Source organism: Pseudomonas sp. PDM16 (assembly GCF_014851865.1).
Lineage (GTDB): Bacteria > Pseudomonadota > Gammaproteobacteria > Pseudomonadales > Pseudomonadaceae > Aquipseudomonas.
In genome coordinates this window covers 594803-619396 of record NZ_JACVAM010000003.1, presented here as the reverse complement: position 1 = coordinate 619396, position 24594 = coordinate 594803, and the positions used below count along the sequence as shown (strand labels likewise).

The 24594-nt window shown below is 61.5% G+C and carries 34 protein-coding genes and 1 pseudogene; 32 read left to right on the top strand and 3 right to left on the bottom strand.

Annotated elements, in window-relative coordinates; genetic code table 11:
• The 30 genes and pseudogenes from tuf to katG all read left to right on the top strand — a co-directional run.
• Positions 1–155, top strand: a pseudogene (tuf, locus tag IB234_RS14835) (elongation factor Tu); the annotation flags it as partial.
• A 154-nt stretch (positions 156–309) separates the two neighbouring features.
• Positions 310–621, top strand: a complete 312-nt coding sequence (gene rpsJ / locus IB234_RS14830) for a 30S ribosomal protein S10 (RefSeq protein ID WP_003103876.1) — start codon at positions 310–312, stop codon at positions 619–621.
• Positions 622–704: 83 nt separating this feature from the next.
• Positions 705–1340, top strand: coding sequence for a 50S ribosomal protein L3 (rplC, locus tag IB234_RS14825; RefSeq protein WP_043310305.1), 636 nt, complete (start codon positions 705–707; stop codon positions 1338–1340).
• Positions 1341–1354: 14 nt separating this feature from the next.
• Positions 1355–1957 (top strand): 50S ribosomal protein L4, encoded by a 603-nt coding sequence (rplD, locus tag IB234_RS14820; RefSeq protein WP_043310306.1) that lies wholly within the window; start codon positions 1355–1357, stop codon positions 1955–1957.
• Positions 1954–2253, top strand: a complete 300-nt coding sequence (gene rplW / locus IB234_RS14815) for a 50S ribosomal protein L23 (RefSeq protein ID WP_021702707.1) — start codon at positions 1954–1956, stop codon at positions 2251–2253. Before rplD ends, rplW begins: the two co-directional genes overlap by 4 nt.
• Before the next feature lie 14 nt (positions 2254–2267).
• The gene (rplB, locus tag IB234_RS14810) at positions 2268–3089 is read left to right on the top strand and encodes a 50S ribosomal protein L2 (RefSeq protein WP_192319056.1); all 822 of its coding nucleotides are present in this window, start codon (positions 2268–2270) and stop codon (positions 3087–3089) included.
• 16 nt (positions 3090–3105) lie between these two features.
• Positions 3106–3381, top strand: a complete 276-nt coding sequence (rpsS, locus tag IB234_RS14805; protein WP_192319053.1) for a 30S ribosomal protein S19 — start codon at positions 3106–3108, stop codon at positions 3379–3381.
• 12 nt (positions 3382–3393) lie between these two features.
• A complete protein-coding gene (gene rplV, locus IB234_RS14800; protein WP_003210077.1) occupies positions 3394–3726 on the top strand; it encodes a 50S ribosomal protein L22 in 333 nt (110 codons plus the stop codon).
• A gap of 13 nt (positions 3727–3739) precedes the next feature.
• Positions 3740–4426 (top strand): 30S ribosomal protein S3, encoded by a 687-nt coding sequence (gene rpsC, locus IB234_RS14795; RefSeq protein ID WP_192319050.1) that lies wholly within the window; start codon positions 3740–3742, stop codon positions 4424–4426.
• Between the two features lie 12 nt (positions 4427–4438).
• Positions 4439–4852 (top strand): 50S ribosomal protein L16, encoded by a 414-nt coding sequence (rplP, locus tag IB234_RS14790; RefSeq protein ID WP_192319047.1) that lies wholly within the window; start codon positions 4439–4441, stop codon positions 4850–4852.
• Complete coding sequence (rpmC, locus tag IB234_RS14785; protein ID WP_192319043.1) at positions 4852–5043, top strand: 50S ribosomal protein L29; 192 nt, start codon at positions 4852–4854, stop codon at positions 5041–5043. The genes rplP and rpmC overlap by 1 nt, the downstream gene beginning before the upstream one ends.
• 2 nt (positions 5044–5045) lie before the next feature.
• Complete coding sequence (gene rpsQ, locus IB234_RS14780) at positions 5046–5312, top strand: 30S ribosomal protein S17 (RefSeq protein WP_187807876.1); 267 nt, start codon at positions 5046–5048, stop codon at positions 5310–5312.
• 22 nt (positions 5313–5334) lie between these two features.
• On the top strand, positions 5335–5703 hold the full coding sequence (gene rplN, locus IB234_RS14775; RefSeq protein WP_003243907.1) for a 50S ribosomal protein L14: 369 nt from the start codon (positions 5335–5337) through the stop codon (positions 5701–5703).
• A gap of 12 nt (positions 5704–5715) precedes the next feature.
• Positions 5716–6030 (top strand): 50S ribosomal protein L24, encoded by a 315-nt coding sequence (gene rplX / locus IB234_RS14770; protein ID WP_021702701.1) that lies wholly within the window; start codon positions 5716–5718, stop codon positions 6028–6030.
• Between the two features lie 19 nt (positions 6031–6049).
• Positions 6050–6589 carry a 50S ribosomal protein L5 gene (rplE, locus tag IB234_RS14765; RefSeq protein ID WP_192319040.1) on the top strand — a complete coding sequence of 180 codons (540 nt, stop codon included), beginning with the start codon at positions 6050–6052 and terminating at the stop codon, positions 6587–6589.
• Positions 6590–6603: 14 nt separating this feature from the next.
• Positions 6604–6909, top strand: coding sequence for a 30S ribosomal protein S14 (rpsN, locus tag IB234_RS14760; RefSeq protein WP_137975146.1), 306 nt, complete (start codon positions 6604–6606; stop codon positions 6907–6909).
• Positions 6910–7085: 176 nt separating this feature from the next.
• Positions 7086–7478: a 30S ribosomal protein S8 gene (rpsH, locus tag IB234_RS14755; RefSeq protein ID WP_192319037.1), complete on the top strand. Its 393-nt coding sequence runs from the start codon at positions 7086–7088 to the stop codon at positions 7476–7478.
• A 12-nt stretch (positions 7479–7490) separates the two neighbouring features.
• Positions 7491–8024, top strand: coding sequence for a 50S ribosomal protein L6 (gene rplF / locus IB234_RS14750; RefSeq protein WP_192319034.1), 534 nt, complete (start codon positions 7491–7493; stop codon positions 8022–8024).
• A 10-nt stretch (positions 8025–8034) separates the two neighbouring features.
• Entirely contained in the window at positions 8035–8385 is a 351-nt protein-coding gene (gene rplR / locus IB234_RS14745) for a 50S ribosomal protein L18 (RefSeq protein WP_021702696.1), read from the top strand.
• A gap of 3 nt (positions 8386–8388) precedes the next feature.
• A complete protein-coding gene (gene rpsE / locus IB234_RS14740) occupies positions 8389–8916 on the top strand; it encodes a 30S ribosomal protein S5 (protein WP_192319031.1) in 528 nt (175 codons plus the stop codon).
• A 2-nt stretch (positions 8917–8918) separates the two neighbouring features.
• On the top strand, positions 8919–9095 hold the full coding sequence (rpmD, locus tag IB234_RS14735; RefSeq protein ID WP_043310318.1) for a 50S ribosomal protein L30: 177 nt from the start codon (positions 8919–8921) through the stop codon (positions 9093–9095).
• 2 nt (positions 9096–9097) lie between these two features.
• Positions 9098–9532 carry a 50S ribosomal protein L15 gene (rplO, locus tag IB234_RS14730; RefSeq protein WP_192319028.1) on the top strand — a complete coding sequence of 145 codons (435 nt, stop codon included), beginning with the start codon at positions 9098–9100 and terminating at the stop codon, positions 9530–9532.
• Positions 9533–10861, top strand: coding sequence for a preprotein translocase subunit SecY (gene secY, locus IB234_RS14725; RefSeq protein WP_192319025.1), 1329 nt, complete (start codon positions 9533–9535; stop codon positions 10859–10861).
• 30 nt (positions 10862–10891) lie between these two features.
• A complete protein-coding gene (rpmJ, locus tag IB234_RS14720) occupies positions 10892–11008 on the top strand; it encodes a 50S ribosomal protein L36 (RefSeq protein WP_043217073.1) in 117 nt (38 codons plus the stop codon).
• Between the two features lie 133 nt (positions 11009–11141).
• On the top strand, positions 11142–11498 hold the full coding sequence (rpsM, locus tag IB234_RS14715) for a 30S ribosomal protein S13 (RefSeq protein WP_192319022.1): 357 nt from the start codon (positions 11142–11144) through the stop codon (positions 11496–11498).
• A 30-nt stretch (positions 11499–11528) separates the two neighbouring features.
• Entirely contained in the window at positions 11529–11918 is a 390-nt protein-coding gene (gene rpsK, locus IB234_RS14710; protein WP_021702690.1) for a 30S ribosomal protein S11, read from the top strand.
• Positions 11919–11934: 16 nt separating this feature from the next.
• The gene (gene rpsD, locus IB234_RS14705) at positions 11935–12555 is read left to right on the top strand and encodes a 30S ribosomal protein S4 (protein WP_043310324.1); all 621 of its coding nucleotides are present in this window, start codon (positions 11935–11937) and stop codon (positions 12553–12555) included.
• Positions 12556–12577: 22 nt separating this feature from the next.
• Complete coding sequence (locus IB234_RS14700) at positions 12578–13579, top strand: DNA-directed RNA polymerase subunit alpha (RefSeq protein WP_043310325.1); 1002 nt, start codon at positions 12578–12580, stop codon at positions 13577–13579.
• 45 nt (positions 13580–13624) lie between these two features.
• Positions 13625–14014 (top strand): 50S ribosomal protein L17, encoded by a 390-nt coding sequence (rplQ, locus tag IB234_RS14695; RefSeq protein WP_021702687.1) that lies wholly within the window; start codon positions 13625–13627, stop codon positions 14012–14014.
• Positions 14015–14253: 239 nt separating this feature from the next.
• Positions 14254–16401 (top strand): catalase/peroxidase HPI, encoded by a 2148-nt coding sequence (gene katG, locus IB234_RS14690; RefSeq protein ID WP_192319019.1) that lies wholly within the window; start codon positions 14254–14256, stop codon positions 16399–16401.
• A gap of 47 nt (positions 16402–16448) precedes the next feature.
• Here katG and uvrA read toward each other — a convergent pair whose 3' ends face one another.
• Positions 16449–19283 carry an excinuclease ABC subunit UvrA gene (uvrA, locus tag IB234_RS14685; RefSeq protein ID WP_192319016.1) on the bottom strand — a complete coding sequence of 945 codons (2835 nt, stop codon included), beginning with the start codon at positions 19281–19283 and terminating at the stop codon, positions 16449–16451.
• 363 nt (positions 19284–19646) lie between these two features.
• Here uvrA and IB234_RS14680 point away from each other — a divergent pair, with 363 nt between their 5' ends.
• Together IB234_RS14680 and IB234_RS14675 are read left to right on the top strand one after the other, a co-directional pair.
• Entirely contained in the window at positions 19647–21041 is a 1395-nt protein-coding gene (locus IB234_RS14680; protein WP_192319013.1) for an MFS transporter, read from the top strand.
• Positions 21042–21050: 9 nt separating this feature from the next.
• Positions 21051–21545, top strand: a complete 495-nt coding sequence (locus IB234_RS14675; protein ID WP_137975156.1) for a single-stranded DNA-binding protein — start codon at positions 21051–21053, stop codon at positions 21543–21545.
• 72 nt (positions 21546–21617) lie between these two features.
• Here IB234_RS14675 and IB234_RS14670 read toward each other — a convergent pair whose 3' ends face one another.
• Both IB234_RS14670 and IB234_RS14665 read right to left on the bottom strand, forming a co-directional pair.
• A complete protein-coding gene (locus IB234_RS14670) occupies positions 21618–22175 on the bottom strand; it encodes a biliverdin-producing heme oxygenase (protein WP_192319010.1) in 558 nt (185 codons plus the stop codon).
• The gene (locus IB234_RS14665; RefSeq protein WP_192319008.1) at positions 22168–24567 is read right to left on the bottom strand and encodes a response regulator; all 2400 of its coding nucleotides are present in this window, start codon (positions 24565–24567) and stop codon (positions 22168–22170) included. Before IB234_RS14665 ends, IB234_RS14670 begins: the two co-directional genes overlap by 8 nt.
• Positions 24568–24594 lie beyond the last annotated feature (27 nt).

Genomic DNA, 24594 nt, shown 5'->3' with positions numbered 1-24594 from the left:
TGCCGGAAGGCGTTGAGATGGTCATGCCGGGCGACAACATCAAAATGGTTGTCACCCTGATCAAACCGATCGCGATGGACGACGGCCTGCGTTTCGCAATTCGCGAAGGCGGCCGTACCGTTGGTGCTGGCGTGGTTGCCAAAGTCATCGAGTAATCGACGGCTGTTGAGAAAAAGGGCCCTTCGGGGCCCTTTTTCTTTGTGATTGGTTAAAAGTTGACACCCTCTAGGGGCATCCGTACAATCACGCCTCCTTTTAACGGGCGTAGTCCGTCCGTTAGGGAAAGCAGAGATAGAGTCTGAGGTCAAAATGCAAAACCAACAAATCCGTATTCGGTTGAAGGCTTTTGACCATCGCCTGATCGATCAATCCACCCAGGAAATCGTGGAAACCGCGAAACGTACTGGTGCTCAGGTGCGTGGTCCTATTCCGCTGCCCACTCGCAAGGAGCGTTTCACCGTTCTGATCTCCCCGCACGTCAACAAAGACGCGCGTGATCAGTACGAGATTCGCACTCATAAGCGTGTTCTGGACATCGTCCAGCCGACGGATAAAACCGTCGATGCGCTGATGAAGCTCGACCTTGCTGCTGGCGTGGAAGTGCAGATCAGCCTCGGCTAAAACCTTGCGGTTTTAGTCGTGTAACGCTCTGAAATGGGCGGCCATAGCGGGTGAAAGCCCCGTACACTCATGAGGTTTACAACATGACTATTGGTGTAGTCGGTCGGAAAGCGGGTATGACCCGTATTTTCACCGAAGAAGGTGTCTCCATTCCGGTTACGGTCATTGAGATCGAGCCGAATCGCGTCACCCAGTTCAAATCCGAAGAAAGCGATGGCTACCGTGCTGTGCAGGTGACCGTGGGCGAGCGTCGTGCTTCCCGCGTTACCAAGGCTCAGGCCGGTCACTTCGCCAAGGCTAATGTCGCTGCTGGTCGTGGCGTCTGGGAATTCCGTCTGGAAGAAGGCGATTACCAGGCTGGCGATCAGATCACTGCCGAACTGTTCCAAGCTGGTCAACTGGTAGACGTTACCGGTGAGTCCAAGGGTAAAGGCTATGCCGGTACCATCAAGCGCTGGAACTTCCGCGGTCAGGACAATACCCACGGTAACTCCGTTTCCCACCGCGCTCCGGGCTCCATCGGCCAGTGCCAGACTCCTGGTCGTGTATTCAAGGGCAAGAAAATGTCCGGTCATCTTGGCGCCGAGCGCGTGACCGTGCAGTCCCTCGAAGTGGTCCGTGTCGACGCCGAGCGTAATCTGCTGCTGGTCAAGGGTGCCGTTCCGGGCGCTACCGGTGGCGACGTGCTGGTGCGTCCGGCTGTCAAAGCTCGCGGTTAATAGGGGAAGCTGAGATGCAACTGAATGTAAATGGCGCTCAGGCTATCGAAGTCAGCGAGCGCACGTTCGGCGGTGAGTTCAACGAGACTCTGGTGCACCAGGCAGTCGTCGCCTACATGGCTGGCGGTCGTCAGGGCTCCCGTGCTCAGAAAACTCGCGCTGAAGTCACCGGTGGTGGCAAAAAGCCGTGGCGTCAGAAGGGCACCGGTCGTGCTCGTTCCGGCTCCAGTGTTGGTCCGATCTGGCGTGGCGGTGGCGTGACCTTCGCTGCTAAGCCGCAAGATCACAGCCAAAAGCTGAACAAGAAGATGTATCGCGCTGCTCTGCGCTCCATCCTCTCCGAGCTGGTCCGTCTGGATCGCCTGGTCGTGGTTGAAGACTTCGCCGTTGACGCCCCGAAAACCAAGGCTCTGCTGGGCAAGCTGGACGGCATGGGTCTGACCGACGTGCTCATCGTTACCGAAGCCGTTGATCAGAACCTGTACCTGGCTGCGCGCAACCTGCCGCACGTTGATGTTCGTGACGTTCAAGGCACCGATCCGGTCAGCCTGATCGCCTTCGACAAAGTGCTGGTAACCGTGTCGGCCGTGAAGAAATTCGAGGAGCTGCTGGCATGAACCAGGAACGCGTATTCAAAGTGCTGGTTGGCCCGCACATCTCCGAGAAAGCCTCCGTGCTGGCAGATGGTAAGAGCCAATTCGTTTTCAAGGTTGCCGTTGATGCAACCAAGCTGGAAATCAAGAAGGCCGTCGAAAGCCTGTTCAGCGTGAAAGTGGACGAGGTCCGCACTGTCAACGTACAGGGCAAGACCAAGCGTACCGCTCGCGGTCTGGGCAAGCGTAACGACTGGAAGAAGGCGTATGTCTCCCTCCAGGCGGGCCAAGATCTCGATTTCACCAGCAGTGCTGAGTAAGGTAGGGGCGCATCATGGCAATCGTTAAATGCAAACCGACTTCCGCTGGCCGCCGTTTCGTGGTCAAAGTGGTCAATCAGGAGCTGCACAAAGGCGCTCCTTATGCTCCGCTGCTCGAGAAGAAGTCGAAAACTGGCGGCCGTAACAACAACGGTCGTATCACCACTCGCCACATCGGCGGTGGCCACAAGCAGCACTACCGTTTGGTCGACTTCCGTCGCAACAAGGATGGCATCCCTGCCGTCGTTGAGCGCGTGGAATACGATCCGAACCGTACCGCCCACATCGCCCTGCTGAAATACGCAGACGGTGAGCGTCGCTACATCATCGCCCCGAAAGGTGTGAGTGCTGGCGATCAACTGGTATCTGGTGCCGCTGCTCCGATCAAGGCCGGTAACAGCCTGCCGCTGCGCAACATCCCTGTTGGTTCGACCGTTCACGCGATCGAGCTGAAGCCGGGTAAAGGCGCACAGCTGGTTCGCTCCGCTGGTGCTTCCGCCCAGCTGGTAGCTCGTGAAGGTGTCTATGTCACCCTGCGTCTGCGCTCCGGCGAGATGCGCAAGGTTCTCTCCGAGTGCCGTGCAACCCTGGGTGAAGTATCCAACTCCGAGCACAGCCTGCGCTCCCTGGGTAAAGCCGGTGCCAAGCGCTGGCGTGGCGTTCGCCCGACCGTTCGTGGTGTTGCCATGAACCCGGTCGACCACCCGCATGGTGGTGGTGAGGGTCGTACCTCCGGTGGTCGTCACCCTGTTTCGCCGTGGGGCTTCCCGACTAAGGGTGCCAAAACTCGTGCGAACAAGCGTACCGACAATATGATCGTCCGCCGCCGTAAGTAATTAGAGGGATACGACAGTGCCGCGTTCTCTGAAAAAAGGTCCTTTTATCGATCTTCACCTACTGAAGAAGATCGAAGTGGCGGTGGAAAAGAACGATCGTAAGCCGGTGAAAACCTGGTCGCGTCGCTCCATTATCCTGCCGCAGATGGTCGGTCTGACCATTGCTGTGCATAACGGTCGTCAACATGTCCCGGTCCTCGTGAGCGAAGACATGGTCGGCCATAAACTCGGCGAGTTCGCTGGTACCCGCACTTATCGTGGGCACGCTGCGGACAAGAAAGCCAAGCGTTAAGGGGTAAGGAAGATGGAAGTAGCCGCTAAGCTGTCGGGCGCTCGTATCTCCGCCCAGAAAGCCCGCTTGGTCGCCGACCAGATCCGCGGGAAGAAGGTGGGCGAAGCGCTCAACCTGCTGGCTTTCAGCTCGAAGAAAGCCGCCGAGATCATCAAGAAAGTGCTGGAGTCGGCCGTAGCCAACGCCGAGCACAACGAAGGCGCAGACGTTGATGACCTGAAGGTCAGCACCGTTTTCGTCAACGAGGGGCGTTCGCTGAAGCGCATCATGCCGCGTGCCAAAGGCCGCGCTGATCGCATCGTCAAGCGGTCTTGCCATATCACTGTCAAGGTTGCGGACAAGTAACGGAGTCGATCAGATGGGTCAGAAAGTACATCCCACTGGCATTCGCCTGGGAATCGTCAAGGAGCACACCTCCGTTTGGTACGCAGACAAGCGTCAATACGCTGATTATCTGTTTGCCGACCTGAAGGTTCGTGAGTACCTCCAAGACAAACTAAAAAGCGCGTCCGTAAGCCGTATCGACATTGCTCGCCCGGCTCAAACCGCACGCATCACCATCCACACCGCTCGTCCCGGCATCGTGATCGGCAAGAAAGGTGAAGATGTTGAGAAGCTGCGTCAGGACCTGACCAAGCAAATGGGTGTGCCGGTGCACATCAACATCGAAGAGATCCGCAAGCCGGAGCTCGACGGTATGCTGGTAGCTCAGAGCGTTGCTCAGCAGCTGGAGCGCCGCGTTATGTTCCGTCGTGCCATGAAGCGCGCCGTTCAGAACGCCATGCGCATTGGTGCCAAGGGCATCAAAATCCAGGTGAGTGGTCGTCTCGGCGGCGCGGAAATCGCCCGTACCGAGTGGTATCGCGAAGGTCGTGTGCCTCTGCACACCCTGCGTGCTGATATCGATTACGCCACCTACGAAGCGCACACCACCTACGGTGTGATCGGTGTGAAGGTTTGGATCTTCAAGGGTGAGGTCATCGGTGGCCGCCAAGAAGAGCTGAAGCCTGTCGCCCCGGCGCCTCGTAAGAAAGCTGCTAAGTAAGGAGTACGCAACATGCTGCAACCCAAGCGTACAAAATTCCGCAAGCAAATGACCGGCCACAACCGTGGTCTGGCTCATCGCGGTAGCAAGGTCAGCTTCGGCGAGTTCGCCCTGAAAGCTGTTTCCCGTGGTCGCCTGACTGCTCGTCAGATCGAATCGGCCCGTCGTGCCCTGACTCGTCACGTGAAGCGTGGCGGTAAAATCTGGATCCGTGTGTTCCCGGACAAGCCTGTTACCAAAAAGCCCCTCGAAGTTCGTATGGGTAAAGGTAAGGGTAGCGTCGAGTACTGGGTAGCCCAGATTCAGCCGGGCAAGGTGCTCTACGAGATCGAGGGTGTTCCGGAAGAGCTGGCGCGTGAGGCTTTCGCCCTGGCTGCTGCAAAGCTGCCGCTCGCCACCTCCTTTGTTAAGCGGACGGTGATGTGATGAAAGCGAAAGAACTCCGTGAAAAATCGGTTCAGCAGCTGAACGAGCAACTGCTCGGTCTGCTGCGCGACCAGTTCAATCTGCGCATGCAGAAAGCCACTGGTCAGTTGGGGCAGTCTCACCTGCTCTTGCAAGTGAAGCGCGATATCGCTCGCGTGAAAACTGTGCTCAACCAGCAGGCAGGTAAGTGATCATGGCTGAAGCAGAGAAAACCGTCCGTACGCTCACCGGCCGTGTCGTCAGTGACAAAATGGACAAGACCATCACCGTTCTGATCGAGCGCCGCGTCAAGCACCCGATTTACGGTAAGTACGTGAAGCGTTCGACCAAGCTGCACGCGCACGACGAAACCAACCAGTGCAAGATCGGCGACAAGGTCACCATTCGTGAGACCCGTCCGCTGGCCAAGACTAAGTCCTGGGCTCTGGTGGAAGTCGTCGAACGTGCCGTGGAAGTCTAAGGACTAAGGGTCGGAGAAAGATATGATTCAGACTCAATCCATGCTCGACGTCGCTGACAACAGCGGTGCTCGTCGCGTTATGTGCATCAAGGTCCTTGGTGGTTCGCACCGTCGTTATGCCGGTATCGGCGACATCATCAAGGTCACCGTGAAGGAAGCGATTCCGCGCGGCAAGGTGAAGAAAGGCCAAGTGATGACCGCTGTTGTGGTCCGCACCCGTCACGGCGTACGTCGTGCCGACGGCTCGATCATCCGCTTCGACGGCAACGCTGCTGTTCTGCTGAACAACAAGCAAGAGCCGATCGGCACCCGTATCTTCGGGCCGGTGACTCGTGAACTGCGTTCTGAGAAGTTCATGAAGATCGTCTCGCTCGCCCCCGAAGTGCTGTAAGGAGAAGCCGTCATGCAAAAGATTCGTCGTGACGACGAGATCATCGTCATCGCCGGCAAAGACAAGGGCAAGCGCGGCAAGGTGCTGAAAGTGCTGGCTGACGATCGTCTGATCGTCGGCGGCATCAACCTCGTCAAGCGTCATACCAAACCGAACCCGATGGCTGGTGTTCAGGGCGGTATCGTCGAGAAAGAGGCGCCGCTGCACGTTTCCAACGTCGCTATCTTCAATGGCGAAACCAACAAGGCTGACCGTGTTGGTTTCAAAGTCGAAGACGGTAAGAAAATTCGTGTCTTCAAGTCCACCCAAAAGCCGGTTGGCGCTTGAGAATCATAGGTAAAACACCATGGCACGACTGAAAGAGATTTACCGGAAGGAAATCGCGCCCAAGCTGAAGGAAGAGCTGCAGCTGGGCAACGTGATGGAAGTTCCGCGCGTTACCAAAATCACCCTGAACATGGGTCTTGGCGAGGCGATCGGTGACAAGAAGATCATCGAAAACGCCGTGGCCGATCTGGAAAAGATCACCGGTCAAAAGCCGATCGTTACCTTCGCCCGCAAATCCGTTGCAGGCTTCAAGGTTCGTGAAGGCTGGCCGATCGGCGTCAAGGTGACCCTGCGTAGCGATCGTATGTACGAGTTCTTGGATCGCCTGCTCTCCATCTCCCTGCCGCGCGTGCGTGACTTCCGCGGCCTGAATGCCAAGTCCTTCGATGGCCGTGGCAACTACAGCATGGGCGTCAAAGAGCAGATCATCTTCCCGGAAATCGATTACGACAAAATCGATGCGCTGCGCGGTCTGGACATTACCCTGACCACCACTGCCCGTACGGATGACGAAGGCCGCGCTCTGCTGCGTGCTTTCAAATTCCCGTTCCGCAACTGATTGGAGTTTGGATCATGGCCAAAACGAGCATGAAGAACCGTGAGCTGAAGCGTCAGCAAACGGTAGCCAAGTACGCCAAGAAGCGTGCCGAGCTGAAAGCTGTAATTGCCAACCCGAACTCCACTCCGGAGCAGCGTTGGGAAGCCCAGGTCGCCCTGCAAAAGCAACCGCGTGACGCCAGCGCCAGCCGCCTGCGTAACCGTTGCCGCATCACTGGCCGTCCGCATGGCGTGTACCGCAAGTTCGGCCTCGGCCGTAACAAGCTGCGCGAAGCTGCGATGCGCGGTGATGTACCGGGTCTGGTGAAAGCCAGCTGGTAAGAAAAAGCGAAGCCGGCCTAGCGCCGGCTTTGTTTTATTGATCAAGCCCCTTTTGGGGCTTGATTCATTTTTGATCGATCTCTAGAATGTCCGGCTCTCCTGAGCCTGGCTTTTGCCGAGTTCGTGGATGGTTCCAGCCGAAAGGCTGTTCTTTTTGTTTTAGGAGCATCTAGCCCATGAGTATGCAGGACCCGTTAGCGGACATGCTAACTCGTATCCGTAATGCCCAGATGGCTGAAAAGTCGGTAGTAAGCATGCCGTCTTCCAAGCTGAAGGTGGCAGTAGCCAGCGTTCTAAAGAACGAAGGTTACATCGCGGGATACCAGGTCAGCAGCGACGCCAAGCCGCAGCTGTCCATCGAGCTGAAGTACTTCGAAGGCCGTCCGGTTATCGAAGAAGTGAAACGCGTCAGTCGTCCTGGTCTGCGCCAGTACAAGCCTGTCGATCAGCTGCCGAAAGTTCGCGGCGGCCTGGGCGTTTCCATCGTCTCCACCAACAAAGGTGTGATGACTGATCGCGCTGCACGCGCTGCCGGTGTCGGCGGTGAAGTGCTTTGCACCGTGTTCTAAGGGGGGATAAGCATGTCTCGCGTTGCTAAGAACCCCGTTAAGCTGCCGGCTGGTGTCGAGGTCAAACTCGCAGGCCAACAGCTTTCGATCAAGGGCGCCAAAGGCTCCCTCGAACTGAACGTGCACTCGTCCGTGGAAATTATCCAGGACGCCGGTGAGCTGCGTTTTGCCGCCCGCAATGGCGATCAGCAAAATCGCGCCATGGCCGGTACCACTCGTGCACTCGTCAACAACATGGTCATTGGCGTGAGCCAAGGCTTCGAGCGCAAGCTGCAGCTGGTCGGTGTGGGCTACAAGGCCCAAGCCAAGGGCCAGGTGCTGAACCTCGCGCTGGGCTTCTCCCATCCGATCGACTACGAACTGCCGCAGGGCGTTACTGCCGAAACCCCCAGCCAGACCGATATCCTGATCAAGGGTATCGACAAGCAGCTGGTTGGTCAGGTAGCTGCGGAGATCCGCGACTTCCGTCGTCCTGAGCCGTACAAAGGCAAAGGTGTGCGTTACTCCGACGAAGTCGTACGTCGCAAAGAAGCTAAGAAGAAGTAGGGCATAGCAAATGAGCGAAAAGAAAGAAACTCGTCTGCGTCGCGCTCGCAAGGCACGCCTGAAAATGCGCGAGCTGGAAACCGTACGCCTCAGCGTGTACCGCTCTTCCCAGCACATCTACGCCCAGGTCATTTCGGCCGACGGCGCCAAGGTTCTGGCCAGCGCCTCGACCCTGGACAAAGAACTGCGTGACGGCGCCACCGGCAACGTCGACGCGGCCAAGAAAGTCGGTCAACTGGTTGCCGAGCGTGCGAAAGCCGCTGGCGTTACCCAAGTGGCGTTCGACCGTTCTGGCTTCAAGTACCACGGCCGTGTGAAAGCGCTGGCTGATGCTGCTCGTGAAGGCGGGCTGGAGTTCTAAGTTATGGCAAATAACGAGCAAAAGCGCGATCGCGGTAACCGTGACGATGCCCAGAGCGATGGCTACACCGAGAAGCTGGTCCAGGTTAACCGTGTTGCCAAGACCGTAAAAGGTGGTCGTATCTTTACCTTCACCGCGCTGACCGTGGTGGGTGATGGTAATGGTCGCGTCGGCTTCGGTCGCGGCAAATCCCGCGAAGTGCCTGCTGCCATCCAGAAAGCGATGGAAGCCGCACGCCGCAACATGATTCAGGTTGATCTGAACGGCACCACTCTGCAGTACGAAATGAAGGCCGTTCATGGCGCGTCTCACGTGTTCATGAAGCCGGCTTCTGAAGGTACCGGCATCATCGCCGGCGGCGCCATGCGTGCCGTGCTGGAAGTGGCTGGCGTGCAGAACGTCCTGGCCAAATGCTACGGCTCCACCAACCCAGTGAACGTGGTTTACGCCACTTTCAAGGGTCTGAAAGCCATGCAGTCCCCGGCTTCCGTGGCTGCTAAGCGTGGCAAGAGCGTCGAGGAGATTCTCTGATCATGGCTACCGTAAAAGTCACTCTGATCAAGAGCACCAATGGCCGTCTGGCCAACCACAAAGCTTGCGTCAAGGGCCTGGGTCTGCGTCGCATCGGTCACTCCGTTGAGGTTCAGGACACTCCTGAAAATCGCGGCATGATCAACAAGGCTTACTACCTGCTGAAGGTGGAGGGTTAATCATGCAACTGAACGATCTGCGTTCCGCGCCGGGTGCCCGTCGCGAAAAGCACCGTCCGGGCCGTGGTATCGGTAGCGGTCTGGGTAAGACCGGTGGCCGTGGCCACAAAGGTCAGACCTCCCGTACCGGTGGCTCCATCGCTCCGGGCTTCGAGGGTGGTCAACAGCCGCTGCACCGCCGTCTTCCGAAGTTCGGCTTCGTTTCCCTGAAAGCCATGGATCGCGCCGAAGTGCGTACCTCCGAGCTGGCCAAGGTGGAAGGCGATGTCGTTTCTCTGCAGTCGCTGAAGGATGCCAACGTGATCAACCAGAGCGTGCAGCGTGTGAAAGTCATGCTGTCCGGCGAGGTTGCTCGTGCGGTCACCCTGAAAGGTATCGCTGCCACCAAGGGTGCGCGTGCGGCCATCGAAGCAGCTGGCGGTAAGTTCGAGGACTAAATGGCTAAGCAAGGTGCTCTCTCCGCGCTCAGCAACGGCGGGTTGTCCGAGCTCTGGGCTCGACTGCGTTTTCTGTTCCTGGCGATCATCGTCTATCGGATCGGCGCGCACATTCCGGTGCCCGGAATCAACCCTGACCGCCTGGCCGAACTGTTCCGACAGAATGAGGGGACCATTCTTAGCCTGTTCAACATGTTTTCCGGCGGCGCGCTGGAGCGGATGAGCATCTTTGCACTGGGGATCATGCCGTATATCTCGGCATCGATCATCATGCAGCTGATGACTGCCGTCAGCCCGCAGCTGGAGCAGTTGAAGAAGGAAGGGGAAGCTGGCCGTCGCAAGATCAGCCAGTACACCCGCTACGGCACTCTCGTCCTGGCGATCGTTCAAGCCGTCGGTATGTCCGTCGGCCTGGCCAGTCAGGGCGTGGCCTTCTCGGTTGATTTCGGCTTCCACTTCGTGGCGGTGACGACCTTCGTGGCCGGCGCTATGTTCATGATGTGGCTGGGCGAGCAAATCACCGAGCGGGGTGTCGGCAACGGTATCTCGATGCTGATTTTTGCAGGCATCGTGGCCGGTCTGCCGTCGGCAATCGGGCAGTCTTTCGAGTCTGCTCGTCAGGGCGATATCAACATCTTCGCTCTGATTGCCATCGGCCTGCTGGCGGTAGCGATCATCGGTTTCGTGGTGTTCATTGAGCGTGGTCAGCGTCGCATAGCGGTGCACTACGCCAAGCGTCAGCAAGGCCGTAAAGTCTTCGCGGCGCAGACCAGCCACCTGCCGCTGAAGGTGAACATGGCGGGTGTGATCCCGGCCATCTTCGCCAGCAGTATCCTGCTATTCCCGGCCTCGCTGGGGACCTGGTTCGGTCAGTCCGAGGGTATGGGCTGGCTGCAGGACATCTCGCAGGCGATCGCTCCCGGTCAGCCGTTGAATATTCTGCTGTTTAGTGCAGGGATCATCTTCTTCTGCTTCTTCTACACAGCGCTGATGTTCAACCCGAAAGACGTAGCGGAAAACCTGAAGAAGTCCGGTGCCTTTATTCCGGGTATCCGTCCGGGCGAGCAATCCGCGCGCTATATCGATGGCGTGCTGACCCGCTTGACCATGTTCGGTGCTCTGTACATGACGGCCGTGTGCCTGCTCCCGCAGTTCCTGCAGGTGGCAGCCAACGTTCCGTTCTACCTTGGCGGGACCTCGTTGCTGATCGTGGTCGTGGTTGTGATGGACTTTATGGCCCAAGTACAATCGCACCTCGTTTCGCACCAGTACGAATCCCTGATGAAGAAAGCCAACCTGAAGGGCTATGGCGGCGGAATGCTCCGCTGACATGTTTCCGTAAGGTTCTAGGAGTTACTGATGAAAGTTCGTGCATCGGTCAAGAAGCTGTGCCGCAACTGCAAGGTCATTCGCCGCGACGGTGTCGTGCGCGTGATCTGCAGCGCGGAGCCGCGTCACAAACAGCGCCAAGGCTGAGTGTGATTCACGCGTAATGAGCCCGGCAGCTAGTGCGCTGCCGGGTTGATTCTTTGTTATTACAGCGCTAATATCGCGCGCCCTATTTCTTGGCTTCCAGGGCGTGGGTAGCTGTCAATTGGAGTTCCACTGAATGGCCCGTATTGCAGGCGTCAACATTCCGGATAACAAGCACACTGTTATCTCGCTGACCTACATCTACGGTGTTGGTCGCACCACTGCACATAAAATCTGTGCAACCACCGGGGTCAATCCGGCGGCAAAGATCAAGGATCTCTCTGACGAGCAGATCGAGCAGCTGCGTGGCGAAGTCGCCAAGATCACCACTGAGGGTGACCTGCGCCGCGAAATCAACATGAAGATCAAGCGTCTGATGGACCTGGGCTGCTACCGCGGTCTGCGTCACCGCCGTGGCCTGCCGGTCCGCGGTCAGCGCACCAAGACCAACGCGCGCACCCGTAAGGGCCCGCGTAAGCCGATCCGCAAGTAATTGCGCCCGCGAATCGACAGGAATTAAGTCATGGCTAAGCCTGCTGCTCGTACTCGTAAGAAAGTCAAAAAGACAGTGGTGGATGGCATCGCCCATATCCACGCTTCTTTCAATAACACCATCGTTACCATTACCGACCGTCAAGGTAATGCCCTGTCCTGGGCTACCTCCGGTGGTTCCGGTTTCCGTGGCTCGCGTAAGTCCACTCCGTTCGCTGCCCAGGTGGCTGCCGAGCGTGCTGGTCAAGCAGCCCTGGAATACGGCCTGAAGAACCTCGACGTTAACGTCAAGGGTCCAGGTCCTGGTCGCGAATCCGCTGTGCGTGCTCTGAACGCCTGCGGCTACAAAATCGCCAGCATCACCGACGTGACGCCGATCCCGCACAACGGGTGCCGTCCGCCGAAGAAGCGTCGCGTGTAATAGGAGACAGTGAAGAATGGCTCGTTACATTGGTCCCAAGTGCAAACTGTCTCGCCGTGAAGGCACCGATCTCTTCCTGAAGAGTGGTGCGCGCGCGCTCGAATCCAAGTGCAACATCGAAGCGGCTCCTGGCCAGCACGGCGCTCGCCGTGGTCGCCAGTCCGACTACGGTACCCAGCTGCGTGAGAAGCAGAAAGTCCGTCGTATCTACGGCGTGCTGGAGCGTCAGTTCAGCGGTTACTACAAGGAAGCTGCCCGTCGTAAGGGTGCTACCGGTGAGAACCTGCTGCAGCTGCTGGAATGCCGTCTGGACAACGTGGTTTACCGCATGGGCTTTGGTGCTACTCGCGCCGAATCCCGTCAGCTGGTATCGCACAAAGCCATCACCGTGAACGGTTCGACCGTGAACGTCCCGTCCTACCAGATCAAAGCTGGTGACGTCGTGGCCGTTCGCGAAAAGGCCAAGAACCAGCTGCGCGTTGCCCAGGCTCTTGACCTGTGCGCCCAGCGTGGTCGCGTTGAGTGGGTTGACGTAGATACTGAGAAGAAGTCTGGCGTGTTCAAAAGCGTCCCGGCTCGCAGCGATCTGTCCGCCGACATCAACGAAAGCCTGATTGTCGAGCTCTACTCCAAGTAAGGGCTAGAAAATAGGTGCATCCATGCAGATTTCGGTAAATGAGTTCCTGACCCCCCGTCACATCGACGTTCAGGCGGTCAGTTCGACCCGCGCCAAGATCACCCTCGAGCCTCTCGAGCGTGGTTTTGGTCACACCTTGGGCAACGCGCTGCGCCGCATCCTGTTGTCCTCCATGCCTGGCTGTGCAGTAGTCGAGGCCGAGATCGACGGCGTACTCCATGAGTACTCCGCCATCGAAGGCGTGCAGGAAGACGTCATTGAAATCCTGCTCAACCTGAAAGGTCTGGCTATCAAGCTGCACGGTCGTGACGAAGTCACCCTGACTCTGGCCAAAAAGGGCTCGGGTGTGGTCACTGCTGCCGATATCCAGCTGGATCACGACGTCGAGATCGTCAACGGCGATCACGTAATCGCCAACCTGGCGGACAACGGCGCTCTGAACATGAAACTCACCGTGCGTCGTGGCCGTGGCTACGAGCCGGCTGACGCCCGTCAGAGCGATGAAGACGAAAGCCGTAGCATCGGTCGTCTGCAACTGGACTCCTCGTTCAGCCCGGTCCGTCGTGTTGCCTACGTGGTGGAAAACGCCCGCGTCGAGCAGCGTACCAACCTGGACAAGCTGGTCATCGACCTGGAAACCAACGGCACCCTGGATCCTGAAGAGGCTATCCGTCGTGCCGCAACCATCCTCCAGCACCAACTGGCGGCCTTCGTTGATCTGAAGGGCGACAGTGAGCCGGTAGTGGTTGAGCAGGAAGACGAGATCGATCCGATCCTCCTGCGTCCGGTTGACGACCTCGAGCTGACCGTACGTTCGGCCAACTGCCTGAAGGCGGAGAACATCTACTACATCGGTGATCTGATCCAGCGCACCGAAGTAGAGCTGCTCAAGACTCCGAACCTGGGCAAGAAGTCCCTGACCGAGATCAAGGACGTTCTGGCCTCCCGTGGTCTGTCCCTCGGCATGCGCCTCGACAACTGGCCGCCGGCAAGTCTGAAGAAGGACGATAAGGCTACTGCCTAATCGTCCGTAATCACCGAACCGAAAGTTTGGTAAGGAATTTCAATCATGCGTCATCGTAAAAGTGGCCGTCACCTGAGCCGCACCAGCGCCCACCGCAAGGCCATGTTCCAGAACATGGCGGTGTCGCTGTTCGAACACGAACTGATCAAGACCACCCTGCCGAAAGCCAAGGAACTGCGCCGCGTTGCCGAGCCGCTGATCACCCTGGCCAAGGTAGACAGCGTTGCCAACCGTCGTCTGGCCTTCGACCGTACCCGTTCGAAAGCCATCGTCGGCAAGCTGTTCAACGATCTGGGCAAGCGTTATGCCACCCGTCAGGGCGGTTACCTGCGCATCCTGAAGTGCGGCTTCCGCGCTGGCGACAACGCCCCTATGGCGTACGTCGAGCTGGTTGACCGTCAGGTCGCTGGCGAAGCCGTAGAAGCTGCCGAATAAGCTGCTTCTGCTACACAAGAAACCGGGCCTAGCGCCCGGTTTTTTGTTTTCCGGAAAGCGCTTTAGCGAAGGCGGGCGGCGTACTTGGCGGGCGTGCGCGGAAATCTATCAGTTAGTAGGGAAAAACTATTGAATCATTGCCTTTCATAAATTGGCCCCTTTGGTAGGGCGGGTCTAGTCTTTTCCCACTGTCGGCCGAGTTGTCACGAGACCGACCTGATGAGGAGAAGGAGAGAGCAATGTCCAACGAAGGTAAATGCCCATTCCACCGCGTGGCCGGAGCCGGCACGAGCAACAAGGACTGGTGGCCCAATCAGCTGGCAGTCGATCTGCTCAACCAGCATTCCGAGAAATCCAACCCGCTCGGCGAGAAGTTCAACTACGCCGAAGAATTCAAGAAGCTCGACTACAAGGCGCTCAAGGCCGACCTGGTCAAGCTTATGACCGACTCCCAGGACTGGTGGCCCGCCGACTTCGGCCACTATGGTCCGCAGATGATCCGCATGGCCTGGCACAGCGCCGGCACCTACCGCACCACTGACGGTCGTGGCGGTGGTGGGCGTGGCCAGCAGCGCTTCGCGCCGCTCAACTCCTGGCCGGACAACGTCAACATCGACAAGTCGCGCCGTCTGCTCTGGCCGATCAAGCAGAAGTACGGGCAGAAGATTTCCTGGGCTGATCTGATGATCCTGGCCGGCAACGTCGCTCTGGAGTCCATGGGCTTCCGCACCTTCGGCTTCGCCGGCGGGCGCGAGGATGTCTGGGAACCGGACATGGACGTGGCCTGGGGCGGGGAGACTACCTGGCTCGGCGATGACAAGCGTTTCGAGGGCGATCGCGAACTGATCAAGGGCCTGGGCGCGACCCACATGGGCCTGATCTACGTGAACCCCGAAGGGCCGAACGCCAGCGGCGACTACATGGCCGCCGCCAAGGACATCCGCGCCACCTTCAGCCGCATGGCCATGGATGACGAGGAAACCGTCGCCCTGATCGCCGGCGGCCACACCTTCGGCAAGACCCATGGCGCGGCCCCCGAGTCGCACAAGGGCGCCGATCCGGAAGGCGGGGTAATGGAAGACCAGGGCCTGGGCTGGACCAGCAACTTCGGTAGCGGCCACGGCAAGGACACCGTCTCCAGCGGCCTCGAGGTGACTTGGACGAAGACCCCGGCGCTGTGGAGCAACAACTTCTTCGAGAACCTGTTCAAGTACGAGTGGGAGCTGGAGCACAGCCCCGCCGGTGCCAAGCAGTGGGTGGCCAAGGACGCACCGGAGAACATCCCGGATGCTCACGTGCCGGGCAAATTCCACAAGCCGAAGATGCTCACCACCGACCTGACCCTGCGTTTCGACCCCGAGTTCGGCAAAATCTCCAAGCACTTCTACGAGGACCCACAGGCCTTCGCTGAGGCCTTCGCCCGCGCCTGGTTCAAGCTGACCCACCGTGACATGGGGCCGAAGGCCCGCTACCTGGGCCCGGAGATTCCGAAGGAGGATCTGCTCTGGCAGGACCCGTTGCCGGCGGCCACCCATCAACCGACGGCGGGGGACATCGCCGACCTCAAGACCCAGATCGCCGCGTCCGGCCTGTCGGTCAGCGAGCTGGTCTCGGTGGCCTGGGCTTCGGCCTCGACCTTCCGCGGCGGCGACAAGCGCGGTGGCGCCAATGGCGCGCGGCTGGCACTGGCCCCGCAGAAGGACTGGGTGGTCAACCAGATCGCGGTCAAGGCGCTGCCGAAGCTGAGCGAGATTCAGAAGGCTTCCGGCAAGGCGTCGCTGGCCGACGTGATCGTGCTGGCCGGTAACGTCGGTGTCGAACTGGCGGCCAAGGCTGGCGGCGTCAATGTCAGCGTGCCGTTCTCCGCCGGGCGTGTGGATGCGCGCCAGGACCAGACCGATGTCGAGTCCTTCGAGCTGCTCGAGCCGGATGCCGATGGCTTCCGTAACTACCGCAAGGACAAGAGCGGTGCACCGACCGAGTCTCTGCTGATCGACCGTGCCCAGCTGCTGACTCTGACCGGTCCGGAGCTGACCGCACTGGTGGGTGGCCTGCGCGTGCTGGGGGCCAACTACGACGGCAGCCAGAACGGCGTGTTCACCAGCCAGCCCGGTGTGCTGTCCAACGACTTCTTCGTCAAGCTGCTGGACATGGGCCTGGTGTGGAAGCCGGTGGGTGGCGACACCGAGCTGTTCGAGGGCCGCGACCGCAAGACCGGTGAGGTGAAGTACACCGGGACGCGCAACGACCTGGTGTTCGGCTCCAACTCGATCCTGCGTGCCTACGCCGAGGTGTATGCCAGCACCGACGGCAAGGAGAAGTTCATCAAGGACTTCGTTGCCGCCTGGACCAAGGTGATGAACCTGGATCGTTTCGATCTGGCCTGATTCACCCGCACCAATAAAAAGCCCCGCTATTGCGGGGCTTTTTCGTTTCAGGCGCGATCCCGCTCCAGCAGGGGCTTGAGGAAGTGCCCGGTGTGCGACGCCGGGTTGGCGGCCACGTCTTCCGGAGTGCCGGTGGCGATGATCATGCCGCCCTTGGAGCCGCCCTCGGGGCCGAGGTCCACCAGCCAGTCGGCGGTCTTGATCACGTCCAGGTTGTGCTCGATCACCACCACGGTGTTGCCGTGGTCGCGCAGGCGGTGCAGCACGTCGAGCAGCTGCTGGATGTCGGCGAAATGCAGGCCGGTGGTCGGCTCGTCGAGGATGTACAGGGTCTTGCCGGTGTCGCGCTTGGACAGCTCGCGACTCAGCTTGACCCGCTGCGCCTCGCCGCCGGACAGGGTGGTCGCGCTCTGCCCCAGCTTGATGTAGGACAGGCCCACGTCGACCAGAGTCTGCAGCTTGCGCGCCAGGGCCGGCACGGCATCGAAGAACTCACGCGCCTCCTCGATGGTCATGTCGAGCACTTCGGTGATGCTCTTGCCCTTGTACTTCACCTCCAGGGTCTCGCGGTTGTAGCGCTTGCCCTTGCACACGTCGCACGGCACGTAGATGTCCGGCAGGAAGTGCATCTCCACCTTGATCACGCCGTCGCCCTGGCAGGCCTCGCAGCGGCCGCCCTTGACGTTGAAGCTGAAACGGCCTGGGCCGTAGCCGCGCGAGCGCGACTCCGGCACGCCGGCGAACAACTCGCGGATCGGGGTGAACAGGCCGGTGTAGGTCGCCGGGTTAGAGCGCGGCGTGCGGCCGATCGGGCTCTGGTCGATGTCGACCACCTTGTCCAGATGCTGCAGGCCGTCGAGCGAGTCGTGGGCGGCGGCTTCCAGGGTGGTAGCACCGTTCAGCGCGGTGGCGGCCAGCGGGAACAGGGTGTTGTTGATCAGCGTCGACTTGCCCGAACCGGATACGCCGGTGACGCAGGTGAGCAGGCCGAGCGGAATCTCCAGATCGACGTTACGCAGGTTGTTGCCGCGGGCGCCCTTGAGCTTCAGCGACTTCTTCTTGTCGCGGGCGGTGCGTTGCGCCGGGTAGCGGATCTTCTCGCGGCCGGAGAGGTACTTGCCGGTGAGCGAGTCGGGGTGGTTCATCACCTCGTCTGGGGTGCCCTCGGCGACTACGCGGCCGCCATGCACGCCGGCACCGGGGCCGATATCCACCACGTAGTCGGCCAGGCGGATGGCGTCCTCGTCGTGCTCGACGACGATCACCGTGTTGCCCAGGTTGCGCAGGTGGGTAAGGGTGCCCAGCAGGCGCTCGTTGTCACGCTGGTGCAGGCCGATGCTCGGTTCATCAAGGATGTACATCACGCCCACCAGGCCGGCGCCGATCTGGCTGGCCAGGCGGATACGCTGCGCCTCGCCACCGGACAGGGTGTCGGCGCTGCGGTCCAGGGTCAGATAGTCGAGGCCGACGTTGACCAGGAACTGCAGGCGCTCGCGAATCTCCTTGAGGATCTTCTCGGCGATCTCGCCGCGTCGACCGGTCAGGCTCATGCCGCCGAAGTAATCGCAGGCATCGCCGACCGGCAGGCCGGTGACGGCCGGCAGGGTGCGGTCGCCCACCCACACGTGGCGCGCCTCGCGGCGCAGGCGGGTGCCGCGGCAGTCCGGGCAGGGCTGGGTGCTGAGGAACTTGGCCAGCTCCTCGCGCACGGTGGCTGACTCGGTCTCGCGGTAGCGGCGCTCGAGGTTGGGGATGATGCCTTCGAACGGATGTGAGCGCTTGACGATGTCGCCACGGTCGTTGAGGTACTTGAAGTCGACGTTCTGCGTGCCGCTGCCGAACAGGATGACTTTCTGGTGTTCGGCGGCGAGGTCGTCGAACGGCTCTTCCAGGCTGAAGCCATAGTGCGCGGACAGCGAGCCGAGCATCTGGAAGTAGTAGACGTTGCGCCGGTCCCAGCCGCGGATCGCGCCCTCGGCCAGAGTCAGCTCGCCGTTGACCAGACGCTTGGCGTCGAAGAACTGCTTCACGCCCAGGCCGTCGCAGGTCGGGCAGGCGCCGGCCGGGTTGTTGAAGGAGAACAGCTTGGGTTCCAGCTCGCTGATCGAGTGGCCGCAGTGCGGGCAGGCGAAGCGCGCGGAGAAGATGATCTCGTCGCCTTCTTCATCGTCCATCGGCGCGATCAGGGCGATGCCGTCGGCCAGGTTGATGGCGGTCTCGAAGGATTCGGCCAGGCGCTGCTGCAGGTCCTCGCGCACCTTGAAGCGGTCCACCACCACATCGATGGAGTGCTTCTTCTGCTTGTCCAGCTTGGGCAGCTCGTCCAGCTCGTAGAGCTTGCTGTTGACTCGTGCGCGGACGAAGCCCTGGGCGCGCAGCTCATCGAACACCGCCAGGTGCTCGCCCTTACGCTCGCGGATCACCGGGGCCAGCAGCATCAGCTTGCGGCCCTCAGGCAGAGCCAGCACCTGGTCGACCATCTGGCTGACGGTCTGCGCCTCCAGCGGCACGTCGTGGTCCGGGCAGCGCGGGATACCGACGCGGGCGTAGAGCAGGCGCAGGTAGTCGTAGATCTCGGTGATGGTGCCGACGGTCGAACGCGGGTTGTGCGAGGTCGACTTCTGCTCGATGGAGATGGCCGGGGAGAGGCCCTCGATGGTGTCGACGTCGGGCTTCTCCATCATCGACAGGAACTGCCGGGCGTACGCCGACAGCGACTCGACGTAGCGTCGCTGACCCTCGGCGTAGAGCGTGTCGAAGGCCAGCGACGACTTGCCGGAACCGGACAGGCCGGTGATCACGATCAGCTTGTCGCGCGGCAGGGTCAGGTCGACGTTTTTCAGGTTATGGGTGCGGGCGCCACGAATCAGAATCTTGTCCACTTAGGGAACCTCTAAAAGCTACCTGCGTTGCCATCGCTGCGTTAAAAGCACGCTCGGGCGCGAGTCCGATCAGAATGCTCAGCTACTCGTAAGCCCGCATGCGGGCCCAGTGCATTCTTTGTCTGCTTTTGCCTTGCGCTGGCTGCCTCGCCAACGCTTTTAGAGGCTCTCTACTGCTGCCTCGCAGGTGGCGGGCGGAAACGGTAAAGTATACGGCCGCTGGGTGGCGCGCGGCAAAGCGCGGCGATGCTGTAACGGTTGGGCTCGATGCGACGTTTTGCACCTGTACGGTGTGCCGACAAAACGTCTACAGCCCCTGCCATCACTGATAGAATCGCCGGCCTCTTTGTTCAGGGTTTTTCCATGCACGATCCGCACAGCGAACGCATGAGCGCCAGGGAAACGCGCGCTGCCGGTGGCCTGGCGCTGGTGTTCGCCTTCCGCATGCTGGGCATGTTCATGGTCCTGCCGGTGCTCGCCACTTACGGCACCGACTTGGCCGGCGCCACCCCGGCGCTGATCGGCCTGGCCATCGGCGCCTACGGCCTGACCCAGGCGGTGCTGCAGATTCCCTTCGGTGTGATTTCCGACCGCATCGGCCGCCTGCCGGTGATCTATTTCGGCCTGTTGATCTTCGCCGCTGGTGCGGCGCTGGCGGCCAACGCCGACTCCATCTGGGGCGTGATCGCCGGTCGCGTGCTGCAGGGCGCCGGGGCCATCTCGGCGGCGGTGATGGCGCTGCTGTCGGACCTGACCCGTGAGCAGCATCGGACCAAGGCCATGGCCATGATCGGCATGAGCATCGGCCTGTCGTTCGCCGTGGCCATGGTGGTCGGCCCGCTGCTGACCCGCGCCTTCGGCTTGTCCGGGCTGTTCTGGGCCACCGCCGGCATGGCCCTGGTCGGCATGCTGATCATCGCCCTGTTCGTGCCGCGTGCCTCCAGCGCGCTGCAGCATCGCGAGTCCGGGGTGGCGCGCCAGGCGTTGTTGCCGACCCTGCGCAACGCCGAACTGCTGCGTCTGAACCTGGGTATCGGCGTGCTGCACGCGATCCTCATGGCCAGCTTCGTGGTGCTGCCGCTGGCGCTGGTCGACCAGGGCGGCCTGCCCAAGGAAGAGCACTGGTGGGTCTACCTCAGCGCGCTGCTGATCGGCTTCTTCGGCATGGTGCCGTTCATCATCTACGCCGAGAAGAAACGCCAGATGAAGCGCGTGCTCTCCGGCGCGGTGCTGGCGCTGGTGCTCTGCGAACTGTTCTTCTGGATCTTCGGCCACAGCCTGTCGGCGCTGGTGTGCGGCTTCATCCTGTTCTTCACCGCCTTCAACCTGCTGGAGGCCTCGCTGCCCTCGCTGGTGAGCAAGGTGGCGCCGGCCGGCGGCAAGGGCACGGCCATGGGCGTGTACTCCACCAGCCAGTTCCTCGGCGCTGCCGTGGGTGGCATTCTCGGCGGCTGGCTGTACCAGCATGGCGGCCTCGCCTTCGTGTTCGTCGGCTGTGCGCTGCTGGGGCTTCTCTGGTTGGCGGCAGCTGCTACTATGCGCGAACCGCCTTATGTGACCAGTTTGCGCCGCCCGCTCGTAGAAGGTGCGCTGGCGGATTGTGGACTGGTAGGTCGCCTTCTCGCAGTGCCCGGTGTCAATGATGCCGTGGTGGTGGCCGAGGAGGCCGCGTTGTACATCAAAGTGGATACCCAACAATTGGACCGCGTGTTGCTCGAGCGAGTGCTCGAAGAGGCCGCGGAGACGCATTCAGCTTAGGAGAACGAAATGGCCCGTGGGGTTAACAAAGTCATTCTGATCGGCAACGTCGGCGGCGACCCGGAAACCCGTTATCTGCCCAACGGCAATGCGGTGACCAACATCACCCTCGCCACCACCGATAGCTGGAAGGATAAGCAGACCGGCCAGCAGCAGGACCGTACCGAATGGCACCGCGTAGTGTTCTTCGGCAAGCTCGCCGAGATCGCCGGTGAATACCTGCGCAAGGGCGGCCAGTGCTACGTCGAAGGCCGTCTGCAGACCCGCGAGTGGGAGAAGGACGGCGTCAAGCGTTACACCACCGAGATCGTGGTCGACATGAACGGCACCCTGCAACTGCTCGGCGGCCGTGGCAACAACAGCGAAGGCGGCGGTGAATACGCCCCGCGCCAGCAGCAGTCGCGCCCGGCCCCGCAGCAGGCCGCGCCGCGCCCGGCGCCGCAACCGGCCGCCCAGCAGCCGGCTCCGGACTACGACAGCTTCGACGACGACATTCCGTTCTGACGGTTGCGTGAATGAAGAAAGGCCCGCCCATCGACGATGAGCGGGCCTTTTTCGTTGGCGCGGGTGCGCCGCTCAGGAGGCCTTGATGCAGCGGCCGTAGCGCTCGGCTGCGGCGAGGAACTGGCCGAACGCGTCCGCCACGCCCTGCTGCAGTTGGCGCTCATCGCAGGCGGCCGCCTGCGCCTCGAAGCACCGCAGAAAGCGCGGCCAGAGTCCGTCGTCCAGTCCGTGGCTCAGATAGTGCGCCGGCGCCGCCGGTTGCGCTGCCTGCAGTCGCTGCAGCAGCAGCCGGGCCCCCAGGCGCGAGCCCTCCAGCACGTACAGGGCGCCCCAGCACCAGCCGGTGCCGGCGATGGGCGGCTTGCCGCGCGGAGCCTCGACGGCGATGCCCAGTGCGCGCAGGTCCGCCAGTACCGCCTCGCTGCGCCGTCGTTGTGGCCAGTCGTCGATCAGGGCTTCGGCACCACTGCTCTCGAGGGCCTGTTCCAGGGAGAGAATCGCCCGGCCGTGGGCGCGCAGAAAGTCGCCATAACCCGGGCGGGTGTCCAGCGAGAAGGTGGAAAACGCCTCGTCGACCTGTTTGTGCAGGTCGGCGCCGAAGTGCTTTAGGCGCTGCCGCAGGCTATCCATGCCGGCCCGCGTCGCGCAGCGCCTGGATGATCTTGCGGGCCACTTGCTCTTCCTGGAAAGGCTTCTGGATCACCGGGCTGTCGGCCAGGCCCAGCTCCTCCAGCTCGGAATAACCGCTGATGAACACGATGGGCAGCTCCGGGCGTCGTGTCCTGACGGCGCGGGCCAGCTCGCCGCCGTTCATGCCGGGCATGATGAAGTCGGCGAGCAGCAGGTCGACCTCGACCTCTTCGAGGCGCTGCAGGGCGCTGGCGCCCGAATCCGCCTCGGAAACCCGAAAGCCCAGGCGCTGCAGCATCTGCGAGGTCACTTCGCGCACGGCGGTGTCGTCGTCGACCAGCAGGATGTGATGGTCGCCGGCGACGATCGTCGGCTCGTCTTCCTCGTCCTGCAGCGCGTCGTCATCGGCCTCGGGTTCGGTCCTCGGCAGAAATACCTGAACCGTGGTGCCCGCGCCGGGGGCGCTGACGATCCGCGCGCCGCCGCCGGACTGCTTGGCGAAACCGAACACCTGGGCCAGCCCCAGCCCGGAGCCCTTGCCCACCTCCTTGGTGGTGAAGAACGGCTCGAAGGCCTTCTGCAGCACTTCCTCGCTCATGCCTGTGCCGGTGTCGGAAACCGACAGCACCACGTACTCGCCGGCCCCCGGTTCGCCGGCGCGCCAGGAGGCTCTCTCGATTCTCACATTGGCCGTGCCGAGTACCAGCTTGCCGCCCTCGGGCATGGCGTCGCGGGCATTGATCGCCAGATTGAGGATGATCATCTCGATCTGCGTCGGATCGACCAACGCATGCCAGAGCCCCTGCTTCGGCTGCGTCACCACTTCGATGCTGCCGCCCAGCGTGCTCTTGAGCAGGCTGAGCAGGCCGTCGATGGTGTCGTTCAGATCGAGCGGCGAGGGCGCCAGCTGCTGGCGCCGGGCGAAGGCCAGGAGCTGGCTGGTCAGGGTCGCGCCGCGTTCGCCGGAGGTACGGATGTAGTTCAGGCGGTGCAGGCAGTTCTCCAGCGGCGCGCCGCGTTCGAGGTCGCGCTGAAGGAAATTGGCGCTGGTCAGGATCACCGTCAGCAGGTTGTTGAAGTCATGGGCCACGCCGGCGGTCAGCTGGCCGACCGCCTCCAGGCGCTGCATCTGGTGCAACGTGGCCTCGACCTTCTCGCGCTCGTGGATCTGCTGGCGAAGGGCGCTGTTGGCGTCGGCCAGCTTGTCGATGCTGGCGATCTCGCTGGTGATGTCGCGCCCGGCCACATAGGCCCGCCCGGCATCCGGCACCGCGTTCCAGGAGATCCAGCGGTAACTACCGTCGCGATGGCGCACCCGGTTGACGAAGCGCTGGGCGACCCGGCCGCGCCGCAGCGTGCTCATCGCCACGCGGCTGGCGCGCAGGTCGTCGGGGTGGGTGAGATCCGCCATGGGGCGGTCGAGCAGCTCTTTCTGGGGCCAGCCGAGGATGTCCTGCCAGGCCGGATTGAGCGCCCGGGTGGTGGAGTCGAAGTCGATGATGGCGAGCAGATCGCGGGACAGCTCCCAGGTCCGGTCCCGTTCGCGGGTGCGTTCTTCCACCCGTTCGCCGAGGGTCTCGTTCATGCGCTTGAGCGCCTCGGTTGCCAGGCGCTGCTCGGTGATGTCCATCACCACGCCGACGAAGCGGGTGCAACGCTCACCGACAAAAAATGCCTGGCCGCGCATGTCGAGCCAGCGCAGTCGGCCGTCGGTCAACTGGATGCGGTAGGTGGCGGCGAAGTCGGGACGCTGGTGATCGCTGGTGACGGCCCGAATGCGTTCGCGCATGTAGGGCAGGTCGTCCGGGTGGCAGAGGCGCTCGAACACCGCCATGTTCAGCGGCTCGTCCTCGTCCAGTTCGCACATCGCGCGGTAGCGCTGGTCGCAACGCAGCTGGTCGCTGGCCGGCTCGTAGTCCCACATGCCCAGGCGTGCGGCGTCGACCGCCAGGCGCGCACGCACGCCCATTTCCTGCAAGGCCTGTTCCGCCCGTTCCCGGCGGTGGCGCTCGTCGACTTCGGCGAGTGCGCGGGTCACGGCCTTGGGCAGCAGCCCCAGGTTCTGCTTGAGCACGTAGTCGATCGCGCCGGAGCGCATCATGTTGACCGCGTTTTCCTCGCCGTAGACCCCCGAGAGGAAGATGAACGGCGTCTGCGGCGCGAGCCGACGGGCCTCCTGCAGGGCCTGGCTGCCGGAGAAGCCGGGCAGGATGAAGTCGGCCAGGATCAGGTCGAACTCGCGCCGCTGCAGGGCCTCGATCACGCCGGCGTGGCTGTAGACCAGCTCGATGTCGAGGACGAAGCCGCTGCGCTCCAGCGCCAGCTGGGCCAGCTCCGCATCATGGGAGCTGTCCTCGATGAACAGGACACTGATGTTCTGTGACGCGGGCATTGGCCTTCCTGCGGCGAGGGTTGCGGG